Genomic DNA, 12,232 nt, shown 5'->3' with positions numbered 1-12,232 from the left:
AAATACCTGTTGCATCGCTAAAGACAAAAGTCTTACACTGCCAGCGCTACATTTTTATAACATATATAACAATCACAGTTACAAACCTGATAACAAGCTAAAGGACTCGCAAACATGAAACACTCGACTCTGCTGACCGGCGCACTGCTGGGAGGAATGTTGTTTTCTACTTCAGCGCTGGCAGATGGGATACGTGCCAGCCTCGAAATGAGCAAGCAAAACTTCGCCGCCAATGAAGACGTGACCGTGCGCGTTACCCTGACCAACGATGAAAAAGTGCCTGTGAAGGTGCTCAAGTGGTACACAGCGGCAGACGGTGTGGAAGAGTCATTGTTTAAAGTGTCGGTTAACGGTGAAGAAAAACATTACCTCGGCGCCCATTTCAAGCGCCCGGCACCACAAAGCAAAGACTACATCAAGCTCAAGGCCGGTGAGAGCGTCAGCTATGACGTTGAGCTGTCTTCCCTGTACGACATGACCGAACAGGGCAATTATGAAATCGCTTACCAGGTCAGCTCTCTGCAACTCTTCGCCCCGAATCCTGGCCAGCAAAACAAACTGGCACGTCTGGGTATTGAGGGTATTCAATCCGATGCAGTCAGTTTCTTCCACGAAGGGATTGAAGCCAAGAGCGGCGCGAACAAAGGCAAACCTGGCGGCGGTGATGGCGGTACCCCAACCGAAGGCGTGAGCTTCAGTGGCCGCTGTTCCAACAGCCAGATGAGTGACACCCTGGCAGGTTTAGCCGCCGCCAAATCCATGGCTGCCGATGCCAAAGGCTATCTAGCCAATAACAACAGCCCTGCCAGTTCAGTGCGCTACAACACCTGGTTTGGCAGCTACAACAGCAGCCGCTGGAACACCGTCAGCAACAATTTCAGCGCCATCGACTCGGCCCTGAATACCCAACCACTGACGTTCGATTGCAGCTGTAAGAAGAGCTACTACGCCTACGTGTATCCAAATCAGCCTTACAAGATTTATCTGTGCAGTGCCTTCTGGAGCGCGCCAGTGTCAGGCACCGACTCCAAAGGCGGAACCATCGTCCATGAGATGAGCCACTTTGATGTGGTCGCCGGCACCGACGATGTCGTATACGGCCAGAGTGGCGCCAAGAGCCTGGCCCAGAGCAATCCGGACCAAGCTATCCAGAACGCCGACAGCCACGAATACTTTGCTGAAAATACACCGTTCCAAAACTGATTTACCCGCCGGTCTGTGGACCGGCACTCCCTTTGGGAATTGCCAGTTACCTTGTGAATTTTGGGCAGAGGATCTGCCCTCTTTTTTTACGCTTTTACCGCCAAAGCGTGAGAAACACCCAAAAGCCATCATAAATCCCATCATCACCGTTGCATGCCGCGCCACTTTAGGAGAAGGTTAACCAAACTTATCTCCAGGGTTTGATGTCATGCCGTTGAGAATATTACTGTTATTACCTTTTTTACTGACCGCATTGCCCGTGTATGCCTTTGACCCATCCGGAACAAGAGCCACGGCGTATTTACTGCTGGGCCTCGGGGGATTTACGGCGCTGAATTTACTCGCTCAGTTGGCGTTTTTCGCCGCTGGCTTTTATCAGCATCCCGGATTTACCAAAAAACACCTGTTGTTGTCTTTGCTGCCGGTCGCTTTGGGTGCAGTGCTTACCCTTTGGGACACGCGGGGAGGCGCCGATCTGGTGATGAATGGCGGCTTGCTGCTGGTGTCACTCGCCTTTGCCCTGTTGCCCTGGCTGCTGGCTGAAAAATCCGTCACGGCGAGGCCACTCATAGCAGCCGTTCTACCGGTGCTCTTTTTAGCCATGGGCTGTTTTATCGGCCCCGTTACGGCCTTTGCACTTATCACGGCCCATGCCGCCAGGCCCAAACAAACCCCTGTCGGTAAATATCTGTGTGTACTGGTACTCTGCCTTGGGTATCCACTGCTGGGCTACTACCTGTATCAATTGGCAGGCAAGCTCTGATGCAAACGCTGGCGGTACTACTTGAAGAAGTGCGGGCCTGCCATTTATGTGAGGGCCTGCCGCTTGGCCCCAACCCCATATTGCAAGCCGCAAGCGGCGCCAAAATCCTTATCGCCGGTCAGGCACCTGGTGCCAAAACCCATGAGAAAGGCCGACCTTTCGATGATGCCAGCGGTGACAGGCTTCGCCATTGGCTTGGTGTAGATAAGGCGTCCTTCTACGATCCCGGGCGCTTTGCCATACTGCCGATGGGGTTCTGCTTCCCCGGCTCCATCATCCGGCAGGGACGACGTCAGGGAGACATGCCGCCCCGGCCCGAGTGTGCTGCTGCGTGGCGCGAACGCTTGCTCGCCCATCTTCCCCATGTCGAACTCACTCTGGTGCTTGGCACCTATGCGCTTGACTGGCATTTGCCACAGCACAGGGGGCTCACGGTCGAAGCCACCGATTGGCAAGCCCACTGGCCCAAGCTCCTGGTGTTACCTCACCCCAGCCCCCGCAACGGCCTTTGGCTGAAACGCCATCCTGAATTCGAAGCCAACGTCATCCCTAAGTTGCAACAACGGGTATCAGGCCTGCTCGGGCTGAACTAAACTTAATACTTGGGACAGACACACGGAGGTCACCGATGAGGGCCTACGGATATCATTCATTTCGTGACATACAGGTCAACGAAATCGACTGGCTGAGGTGGCAGCGGCTTGTGGACACGGTGGCAGAGATGTTCCACGCACCCGCGGCCTTTATCAATCAGGCCAACACCAAAGGGATTGAGGTGCTGATAGCCTCCGAGCTCCCCACCACGCGTTATTCCCCTGGCCATATCGCCACCATAGACCAGAACGTATATAGCCACTATGTGGTGCAAAAAAATCAGCTGCTGTATGTACCTGATGCAAGTCTGGATCCCCGTTGGCATGACAATCCCGAATTTCAGGACGACCACTACATATCCTATCTGGGCATGCCCATCATCTGGCCCGACGGCGATACCTTTGGCACCCTGTGCGTATTATCCGATGTCGTTACCCAGTACCCTGCCACCTACTTGAAGGTGCTCAATGTCATTCGTGATGTCATCAACGCCGATTTGGCACACATGTACCGTGAAAATCAGCTGATTAATCAAAGCTATCTTGACCCTCTGACCAAAATCTACAATCGCCGTGGCTTTGAAGAGTTGTTTGAAAAGAATCAGCAACTGGCGCTGCGTCTGGGCCGTAAAATGGTGTTGCTCAGTTTTGATTTGGACGGGTTCAAGCCCATCAATGATAATTACGGCCACATCACGGGAGACAAGATCCTGGCTTTTTTCGCAACCAGTCTGAAATCGAGCTGCCGCGGCAGTGATTTAGTTGCCCGCTGGGGTGGCGATGAGTTTTTGGTGCTGGCCCACTCAGAAACCGAGCAGTTGGAGAACTCGGTACTGGTAAGGCTGGATGAACACCTTGCCCACCAAACCCAGCTGCCTAAATTTGACTACTCCGTGGGTATGCTGCAACTGGACCCCGCCACCCAATACGAGCTGGACAGCTTACTGCCCAGCGTCGATGCCCGCATGTACCACCACAAGCGCACCAAACAGACAAAAAAAAACCAATAAAAAAGCCCGGAATCTCCGGGCTTTTTCGTGCGCTTTGGCTTACTGGCAGCTTACGCCAACAGAGGCGAAAGCAGAGCTCACGTCAGAAACTGAGTAGCCCTGATCTGCAGCAGCAGCCTGCACGCCGCAAGCACCCTGGTTATAATTGCTTGTCGCAGTCCAGTAGTGCTGGTTTGCCAGTACAAAGACTTCGAAGGCTTTACGGGTATCCCAGCCATTTTTCCTGGCCAGCAGGTAGAAGGCCTTGTTGTACACACCGGAAGAGTAGTGCACATCCATACCACTGGTGTAATCAGAGGCGTGACCAATTGAGCGGCCATCCTTGGTTGGGTCGTCCATGTAACGCAGGGCACCATTACCCTTGAAGATGTCATGACCCACCATCCAGTCGTTGCTGCCACGCATAAAGAACTCGGCAGCTTCACCGGCCATGTCAGAGAAGGCTTCGTTCATACCACCTGACTGGGCACTGTATTCCAGACCGGAATTTTGCTCAGTAAAGCCGTGGCTGACTTCGTGGGCCGACACATCCAGGCTCACCAGAGGATAGAAATAGCTGGCACCATCACCGAAGGACATGGCACGGCCATCCCAGAAAGCGTTTTCATAGTTGCGGCCATAATGAACACGCATTTCCAGCTGGAAGGTCAGCGGGGCTGTGTTGTACCAGTCTTTGTACATGTTGAAAATCACGCCGCCGAAGTAATGGGCATCGTTCAGCGGAGAGTATGCGCCATTGATGGCACGGTAGGTGTTTTCAGGACAGGTAAAAGAGTAAACAGTGCCACGGCGAGTGCTGTTGGCCATGTCCACCGTCTTCACGTTGGCGTTGCTCATGGTACATACGCCGTTGGCCTCTTCCACCTTCAGCGGACCGAAGTCACTGCCGTAGTAGTACTGACCGGTCTTGGCATTACCACCCGGGCCAGTGGCATCAAATGCGCTGCCCGGAGTCGTGCCGCCACCATTGCCTGGCTTGCCGGCGCTGTTCTTGGCGGTCATCAACTCGTTCCAGTGACGCACCACTTCACCGGTCATGGCATCCACCAAACCAGCCGGACGGGAAATCTCGTTTACACCTTCACTGAGGAAAGACACGCGGTAAGCCAGACGAGGGGCCTCCCCTTCAGCCAGAATAACCAGCTCTACGTCTTTATGGCCAGATGCCAAGGCGCCGGGATACACTTTGTTCAGCGCGGCAATCGCCTGGCCGCGGGTCAATGCTGGGGTGATGTTAAAGTCGGCGTCGATAGCAGCAGCCTGACCAAAGATATCGCCATCAGAAGACACGACCAGGTGGTGGCCGTATACCTTTACACCATTGAACATTTGCTGCTGCTTTACTTTTTGGTGACCAGCGGCAGTAGTGAAAGATTTACCGGCAGCAAAGCTGTTGCCATGGGCCAGGCCCATGCGGTGTTCCAGGGTATTGCCAGCCTGCAGTGCGCCGGAAACACACAGAGCCAGTGTTGCAGGGATTAAAGTGTATGCTTTCATGTCCTGATCCTTTTGTAGTTGTTTTGTCCAAGAGTTTCCCCTTGGTCGGGACAAACTGTCACAAAACAATCGGGTGCTCAAGAATGAATGCAACCTTAAATTAAAATTAAATTTACCACTGTGTAACACATTGGTTACATAATGATACAAGTGTTAGATTTAATTCGGGTTTTGCTATAACAGCCAATCCCACCACTTACAGAATGGCATCCCAAATAATTGATAATTATGGAATAAAAATGCCACAGAATATTTCGAACGCACTGAAATCTGTTAAGGAAAGCCCCTATGACTCACCAGTGGCAGAACCCCTTCGGCGCGGTCAAGCGGCTGGGGTTTGTGGAGCAAAGATAAGGTAAAGTCCACAGGCCCCCAGCGGCAAAGGCCGACATAAAATCCTTCCGCTGGCCCTTGATGGTATGCTGGTGCGGCGCAAGGCAAGCCGCTTTTGGGCAGCTATCCCCAGCCCGGCGTTGCATACCCTTGATGCAAACCAGACCTTGCAGTAAAGTGAGCTCCCTTTTCGCCGCCATACATGCCACTGGCGGTGCACAAGACAGCCAGACGTGATGAGATGACAGAAAAACACCTGCGCAAAGCCACAGCCTCTGAAGACAACCTGATGCGGATCTTTACCGTACCCGAGGCGGCAGACTCAACCCTTGGCCGTATCGAGCAGCAGCTGTCTGCCGATCTTGCCGGTTTCTTGCAGGATAATATTGCCGCGCTGGAACAACCTCTGTCAGACATTGAAGATCACTTCTACAGTGTCGAAGTGCCACCACAGCCCCAATTTGTGTCCGATTACGTGGAAGACATCATGTCCCATTTGGTGGCGCAGTCGGTACACACTGCCGCACCATCCTTTATCGGCCATATGACGTCTGCCCTGCCCTATTTCCTGTTGCCGCTGTCGAAACTGATGGTGGGGCTGAATCAGAATCTGGTGAAAATCGAAACCTCCAAGGCCTTTACGCCCATGGAGCGCCAGGTGCTCGGCATGATGCACCACCTGATTTATGGCCGCGATAAGGATTTCTATCAGGGCTTCCTCCACAGTGCCAGCCATGCACTGGGGGCTTTTTGCTCCGGCGGAACCGTGGCCAACATTACAGCGCTGTGGATTGCCCGCAACCAGTTGCTGAAAGCCAGCGGTAACTTCAAAGGCGTGACCCGCGAAGGCTTGCACAAAGCGCTCAAACATTACGGTTGGGATGATTTGGCAATTCTGGTGTCGGAGCGTGGCCACTATTCCCTCGGTAAGGCCGCTGATCTGCTCGGCATCGGCCGGGACAATATCATCAGCGTGCCGGTGGATGCTCACAATAAGGTGGATGTTGAAGCCATGCGCGTTGCTGCAGCCCAATTGCAGGCGCGCAATATTCGGGTGATGGCCATAGTTGGCGTCGCCGGCACCACCGAAACCGGCAATGTGGATCCCCTGGCTGACATGGCGTCGCTTGCCAAAGAGATAAACTGCCATTTCCATGTGGATGCGGCCTGGGGCGGCGCTACCCTGCTGTCCGAGAAGTATCGCCACCTGCTTGGCGGTATCGAGCTTGCGGATTCAGTCACCATTGATGCCCACAAGCAAATGTATGTGCCCATGGGCGCAGGCATGGTGCTCTTTAAAGATCCAAGCTTCGCCTCTGCCATCGAACATCATGCCGAGTACATCCTGCGTCAGGGCTCCAAGGATCTGGGCAGCCAGACCCTGGAAGGTTCACGTCCCGGGATGGCCATGCTGGTTCATGCCTGCTTGAACATCATCGGTCGCCAAGGCTACGAAATCCTTATCAACGGCTCACTGGAACGCGCCCGATTCTTTGCCGGGCTCATTCAAGCCCAGGCGGATTTTGAGCTTATCAGCGAGCCAGAGCTGTGTCTGCTGACTTACAGGTACGTGCCTGCAAAGGTGCGCCAGACACTGGCACAGGCCGTGGCTCAGCAGGATAAAGCGAAACTGGACGCCATTGGCAGTCTGCTTGATGACCTCACCCGCGCTATCCAGAAAACCCAGCGCGAGCAGGGTAAATCCTTTGTCTCACGCACCCGTATCACGCCCAAAGTCTACGGCAACGACAAGCGCACCGTGTTCAGGGTTGTGCTTGCCAATCCCCTTACCACCGAAGCCATATTGGCCGCCGTACTGGATGAGCAGCGTGTGCTGGCAAGCGGGGAAACTGACATACTGCAGGCCCTCGACGCTCTGTGTTGAGCGTGAAATACCAGGCGGCCGATACCGGTACTGAGTCTGGAGAAACGGCTAACAAACAACAAAGCCCGGCAGAGATGCCGGGCTTTGTTATTCAGGCTTAGGCGAAAGGAACTATCAGGCCTGGCGCAAGCGGTGGCCCTTAACGGCATAGAAGAAAATCATGCCATAACAGGGAAGCAGCAACCCATACCCGAGCTGATGGCTGAGGCCCGACTGTACCAGCGCACCGTAGGCCAGTGGCAGCAGAGCGCCACCGGCAATGCCCATAATCAGCAACGCCGAGGCGGTGGCGGTCAGGCGACCAAGACCCTGCAACGCCAAGGGCCAGACAGCGGGCCACACCAGCGCATTGGCAAACCCAAGCAGTGCCAGACACAGCACGGTATCGGGGACTGCGGCTATGCCAAAGGGTTGCAACAGCCAGGCGGCAAGGGTGGTGCCCTGCTCATCACCAAACATTATCCCAAGGGTAAACACCAGACCCGCAATGGCCGAGCCCGCCAGTGCTGTTTTCTGGCTGATAAATCTTGGGATTGTGGCGATGCCCACCAGATAACCCAGCACCATAAACGCCATGGTGTAGGAGGTCAGTACCCCGAAATTACTGAGCCCCAGGTGTTGTCCATAAAGGCCAATACTGTCACCGGCGATGACTTCGGCGCCCACATATAAAAAGAGTGTCAGGGCCCCCAGCATTACCTGAGGATACTTGAGCAGCTCACGCCAGTGACTCTGTTGAGATGACTCATCGGCACTGATATTCGGCTCAGGCAGGGGCGAAAAGCGCACATAAAACAGCAGTGCTATCAGGACTGCCGCCATGGCAAGGTAGGGCTCCACCAATCTTGCCGACAGGGCCAGCAAAGCCTCTGCTTTATCGGCTTCAGACAGGGCCGCCAGCGCGGTTTCTGTGTAGGCGTCCATCCCGGTCAGCACCCAGGCACTGAAGATAAGGGGCACCAGAATACCTGCACCCTTATTCACCACGCCCATACAGCTGATGCGCATGGCAGCACTCTCGCTGGGGCCAATCACCACTATGTAAGGGTTGGCGGCGGTTTGCAGTATGGTCAGCCCGGTGCCGAGCACAAAAAGCGCCAGCAAAAACAGTCCGAAGGTGTGGCTGAACGCCGCAGGAATAAACAGCAAAGCCCCCAGTGCCATCACCCCCAAACCGATTTGCAGCCCGGCGCGGTAGCCAAAACGGCTGAGTAGCCCGGACATGGGCAGCGCCATCACGAAATAGGCGATGTAAAACACAAAGGTGACCATATAGGCCTGCAGCTCATTGAGTTCGCAGGCAATCTTCAAAAACGGGATCAGGGCGCCATTGAGCCAGGTGACAAACCCAAACACAAAAAACAGGATGCCTATCAGCACCATGGGTAACAGCGTGGAAGAGGTCTTGGTTGTTTTCATTATATTTTCCATAGGGTTATCCAGCTTCTATTCCATTCCGGTTGCTTTTTTTCTGTACTTTTATGCCAATGAAGGCGCTTTTATTCCAGTGAAGGCTCTTGGCCTGCCACCAGTTGAGCGGCTTGCCAGCGGCCCTGTTGATAAAGGGCATCATTCAGGAGCACAAAATCGGCGCGGCAGTTCGGTGCCAATCGGCCTCTGTCCTTTAGACCCAAAAACGCTGCCGGTGTGGCCGTTGCCATCCACAACGCCTCGGCCGCGCTCACCCCGAGCATGGCGCAGGCCTGACGCACGGTCGCCGTCATGGTCAGCACAGAGCCAGCCAGCGAGCCATGTTCGTCCCTGAGCACCATGCCATCCCTTCGTACCTTGCCGCCGAAAAAGTCAAAACTCTCCTCACGGGTACCCGTGGGCGACATGGCGTCTGTGACCAGCATAAGTCTGTCACTGCCTTTAAGTCGCCAGGCCAGGGTAGCGGAGGTGGCGTGCACATGCTCACCATCCAGAATAATGCCGCAATATGCATTCGGGCTGGTCAGCGCCGCGCCCACCATACCCGGCTCCCGGCCCTGCAAGCCCGACATGCCGTTAAAGAGGTGGGTAAATCCGCTGGCACCGGCCGCGAGGCTTGCCTCGACCGTGGCAACATCGGCGTTGGAGTGGCCAAGGCTGACCCTGACGCCGAGCGCGACCAAACGCGCAATATCGTTAGGCGATACCGCTTCCGGTGCCAGTGTCACCATGCAGCACCCGAGGGCGGAGACGGCCTGGGCGTAGAGCGCAAATTCGGCCTCTCCGATGGGGCGGATAAGCGCCGGGCTGTGACATCCCTTTTTGGCGAGCGATAGATGCGGCCCTTCAAAATGAATGCCCACCACAGCGTCATCGCCCCCTTGCCTTGCGGCAATGGCGCCGTCGAGCGCCTGCCTCATCACAGTGATGTTATCGCTTATTACCGTGGGCAAGAGTGCGCCGGTCCCATACTGGCCGTGGGTTTGGGTAAGCCTGTTGATGCCCGCCGCGGTGGGCTTATGATTGATAAGTACCCCGCCACCGCCATTGACCTGGGTATCCACCAGCGCCGGGGCCAGAATGCCCGGTAGCCGGTAATGGGGTAAATCAGCGTCCGGTTCGCGTGCTATTGCCTCGATGCGGCCTTGGCGTATTTTAAGCCAAAGTCCCGGTACCAAAGCGGCAGATACCAAAGCCGCAATGGTATCGCCGGTGGAGCAAAACTCACGCCCATAGTCTGTACCAAGGAGCGCAAACTCCGGGCAAAGCCAGCAATCGTTGAGGTTTTCAGGCAAGTTGTTTCCATCAAAATCAGCCATGATGCCTCCTTTGAATGTCATCGGCAGCCGTCGCTATGCCGCTCGTGCCGGCAAGGCAATCTTCGCTGAGGGCCTTACCCAGCAGCGCCGCGCCGCGCACCCCACTGGCTGCGCCAAATTCCGCGACACGGAACTGCGGCAATTTGGCACTGGCAAAGAGGTGCCTTGCGGTTGCATCGGGCAGCGCCGCGATGATTTCATTGACCTCGGAAATACCACCACCGAACACCAGGCAGTCCGGATCCAGGCTGAGAATTTGCCCCGCAAGCACGCTGCCGAGGGCATCCATATAGGCTTCAAAGGTGCTGATCGCCGCAGCCTTGCCCGCGCGGTAGTCCGCAAGCCAGGTATAGGTATCGGCAGTGCCGCCAAAATGCTGGTACAGGCGCCCAAGGCCGGTGCCCGAGACATAGGTCTCGGCGCAGCCGGTTAAGCCGCAGCCACATTCGAACAGCGGCAGCTGATGTTTGATGATGACAGAGGCCGGCAGACCAATATGGCCAAACTCGCCGGCCAGACAATGGGCGCCTAAAATCAGTTTCTTACTGATACAGACGCCGCCACCAAGGCCTGTACCGAGGATAACCCCAAGCACACGCTCAAAGCCCACACCGGCACCAAGCATTACTTCCGACAGGGCAAAGCAGCGGCAATCATTCCCAAGCGCAACCGGTCTGCCGAGCCGCGCGGTGAGCTCATTGGCCACCATGCGACCATTGAGGCAAGGTACATTGCTTGAGAGTACCGTACCGTCGCTGAGAATAACCCCGGGAAGCGCAATGCCCACAGAGCCCTTGGACACCGCGGCAGGCTGCACTGCAACACCTGGGTGCTGCTGCGCCAGTTCATCGGCGCGCTCAACCTGGGCACAGACCTCATCCAGAAACTGACCATAATCGGCCACAGGGGTCGGAATTTGCCAGCGCTTCACACAGGCCATGCTGTCATCAAATAAGGCGAGCGCAATCTTGGTGCCGCCGATATCCAGTCCGTAATGCATCCGTTATACCCCGACTCCCGGCAACCGGTATTGGTTGAGGGGATGGATTTTGACCCCCTGGACCACGCGATTCACCTGGCCACCGGGGCAAGGGTTGTCGGCACTGATCCCAAGATTGAGGGCCTTGAAGTAAGCAAAAAGTTGACAATACAGGATATAGGGGAAGGTAAGCCAGACATCCTCGAGTAAGGTCTGACCATCTGCACCGATATTTTCTTCGCAAAGACGTACCACGGCACTGGCCGCGCCATCCCGCTCAAGCTCGGCGGCCATGTCCAAATCATAGGCGCGGGCATAGGGCTCGGATGAGCAAAGTACCACTACCAAAGAATCCCTATCGATAAGGGACTTTGGGCCATGGCGGAAGCCAAGGGGACTCTCATGTACCCCCATCACGGCGCCGGCACTGAGTTCCAGTAACTTGAGCGCGGCTTCCCGGGCGATGCCCTGCAGGGCGCCACCGCCCAAAAATACCGCCCGGGATAGCGGTGATGCGGCAAGCCGGGCAATCTCATCCACCCTGTCGCTGAGCAGGCGCTCTGCCAGGGTAATCGCCCTCGCCAGGGCACTGTAATTGCCAGCAAACAGAAGAAGCACGCCCAGGTACATGCAAGTAAAGCTGCTGGTCATGGCAAAGCTTCTGTCATGGCTGCCTTCCGGCATCAGCCACAGGCAGGCACGGTCGGCCTTTTGCTCACCGTACCTTGCCATGCTGCCCTGTGGATTACAGGTCAGCAGCAGGTGGTAACACTGGGGCAAGAGAGCATCGCACAGTTCGATGGCGGCCATGGATTCGGGACTGCTGCCGGAGCGGCCGAAAGAAATCACCAGTGTCGGCCTTGCCGGATGCAGGTAGAGATGCGGATGTGACACCAGGTCCGTGGTGGCAATGGCCTCCACCGTTTGCCCCACCAGCGGCATCTGGGTCGCCAGAAAGGGCGCCAGCGCCTCGCCGATATACGCCGACGTCCCCGCACCAGTGAGGATAACCCGCAAGTCAGGCAGGGCCAGTAAGGGCGCGGCGAAGTCGTGTAATCTGTCCTTCTCCTGCACAAACTGCTCCGCCATTTGCCGCCACAGTCCGGGCTGCTGACAAATTTCCTCTGCCGTCCAGTGACTGCCCTTCGGTGGCTGACGCAGCGCGTCTTCACCGAATTCCAGACAGATCTTGGTCTTTGATAGGTCGTTGACTTGCATA

9 protein-coding genes and 1 pseudogene are annotated in these 12,232 nt (G+C 55.8%); 5 read left to right on the top strand and 5 right to left on the bottom strand.

The genetic code is table 11. The features are described 5' to 3' along the window. Positions 1-114 precede the first annotated feature (114 nt). The 4 genes from K0H79_RS06165 (at position 115) to K0H79_RS06150 (ending at position 3,569) form a co-directional block, all read left to right on the top strand. A complete protein-coding gene (locus tag K0H79_RS06165; RefSeq protein WP_220077671.1) occupies positions 115-1,203 on the top strand; it encodes a M35 family metallo-endopeptidase in 1,089 nt (362 codons plus the stop codon). Between the two features lie 208 nt (positions 1,204-1,411). Further along, positions 1,412-1,966 (top strand): hypothetical protein, encoded by a 555-nt coding sequence (locus K0H79_RS06160; RefSeq protein ID WP_220077670.1) that lies wholly within the window; start codon positions 1,412-1,414, stop codon positions 1,964-1,966. Then, entirely contained in the window at positions 1,966-2,559 is a 594-nt protein-coding gene (locus K0H79_RS06155) for a uracil-DNA glycosylase family protein (protein WP_220077669.1), read from the top strand. The genes K0H79_RS06160 and K0H79_RS06155 overlap by 1 nt, the downstream gene beginning before the upstream one ends. 35 nt (positions 2,560-2,594) lie before the next feature. Next, entirely contained in the window at positions 2,595-3,569 is a 975-nt protein-coding gene (locus tag K0H79_RS06150) for a sensor domain-containing diguanylate cyclase (protein WP_220077668.1), read from the top strand. A gap of 48 nt (positions 3,570-3,617) precedes the next feature. On the opposite strand, the pseudogene K0H79_RS06145 reads toward K0H79_RS06150, so the two are convergent. Further along, positions 3,618-4,976 (bottom strand): annotated as a pseudogene (locus K0H79_RS06145) (M4 family metallopeptidase); the annotation flags it as partial. Positions 4,977-5,640: 664 nt separating this feature from the next. On the opposite strand from K0H79_RS06145, the gene panP reads away from it, so the two are divergent. Beyond that, complete coding sequence (gene panP, locus K0H79_RS06140) at positions 5,641-7,284, top strand: pyridoxal-dependent aspartate 1-decarboxylase PanP (protein ID WP_220077666.1); 1,644 nt, start codon at positions 5,641-5,643, stop codon at positions 7,282-7,284. 114 nt (positions 7,285-7,398) lie between these two features. Here the strand turns inward: panP and K0H79_RS06135 are convergent, their stop codons facing one another. From K0H79_RS06135 to K0H79_RS06120, 4 genes are all read right to left on the bottom strand, one after another. Continuing rightward, a complete protein-coding gene (locus tag K0H79_RS06135) occupies positions 7,399-8,715 on the bottom strand; it encodes a sugar MFS transporter (RefSeq protein ID WP_220077665.1) in 1,317 nt (438 codons plus the stop codon). A 68-nt stretch (positions 8,716-8,783) separates the two neighbouring features. Continuing rightward, the gene (gene nagA / locus K0H79_RS06130) at positions 8,784-10,034 is read right to left on the bottom strand and encodes an N-acetylglucosamine-6-phosphate deacetylase (RefSeq protein ID WP_220077664.1); all 1,251 of its coding nucleotides are present in this window, start codon (positions 10,032-10,034) and stop codon (positions 8,784-8,786) included. Beyond that, complete coding sequence (locus K0H79_RS06125) at positions 10,027-11,034, bottom strand: ROK family protein (protein ID WP_220077663.1); 1,008 nt, start codon at positions 11,032-11,034, stop codon at positions 10,027-10,029. The genes nagA and K0H79_RS06125 overlap by 8 nt, the downstream gene beginning before the upstream one ends. 3 nt (positions 11,035-11,037) lie before the next feature. Next, the gene (locus K0H79_RS06120; RefSeq protein WP_220077662.1) at positions 11,038-12,231 is read right to left on the bottom strand and encodes an SIS domain-containing protein; all 1,194 of its coding nucleotides are present in this window, start codon (positions 12,229-12,231) and stop codon (positions 11,038-11,040) included. Position 12,232: the final 1 nt, after the last annotated feature.

Source organism: Shewanella sp. FJAT-52076 (assembly GCF_019457455.1).
Lineage (GTDB): Bacteria > Pseudomonadota > Gammaproteobacteria > Enterobacterales > Shewanellaceae > Shewanella > Shewanella zhangzhouensis.
The sequence above is the reverse complement of the archived record's forward strand: the minus strand, read 5'-3'. Positions and strand labels throughout refer to the sequence as shown.

What these genes read in the sequence shown, in the direction of transcription:
- K0H79_RS06165 (WP_220077671.1), top strand. Translation starts at nt 115, where the DNA reads ATGAAACACTCGACTCTGCTGACCGGCGCACTGCTGGGAGGAATGTTG.
- K0H79_RS06160 (WP_220077670.1), top strand. Translation starts at nt 1,412, where the DNA reads ATGCCGTTGAGAATATTACTGTTATTACCTTTTTTACTGACCGCATTG.
- K0H79_RS06155 (WP_220077669.1), top strand. Translation starts at nt 1,966, where the DNA reads ATGCAAACGCTGGCGGTACTACTTGAAGAAGTGCGGGCCTGCCATTTA.
- K0H79_RS06150 (WP_220077668.1), top strand. Translation starts at nt 2,595, where the DNA reads ATGAGGGCCTACGGATATCATTCATTTCGTGACATACAGGTCAACGAA.
- panP (WP_220077666.1), top strand. Translation starts at nt 5,641, where the DNA reads ATGACAGAAAAACACCTGCGCAAAGCCACAGCCTCTGAAGACAACCTG.
- K0H79_RS06135 (WP_220077665.1), bottom strand. Translation starts at nt 8,715, where the DNA reads ATGGAAAATATAATGAAAACAACCAAGACCTCTTCCACGCTGTTACCC.
- nagA (WP_220077664.1), bottom strand. Translation starts at nt 10,034, where the DNA reads ATGGCTGATTTTGATGGAAACAACTTGCCTGAAAACCTCAACGATTGC.
- K0H79_RS06125 (WP_220077663.1), bottom strand. Translation starts at nt 11,034, where the DNA reads ATGCATTACGGACTGGATATCGGCGGCACCAAGATTGCGCTCGCCTTA.
- K0H79_RS06120 (WP_220077662.1), bottom strand. Translation starts at nt 12,231, where the DNA reads ATGCAAGTCAACGACCTATCAAAGACCAAGATCTGTCTGGAATTCGGT.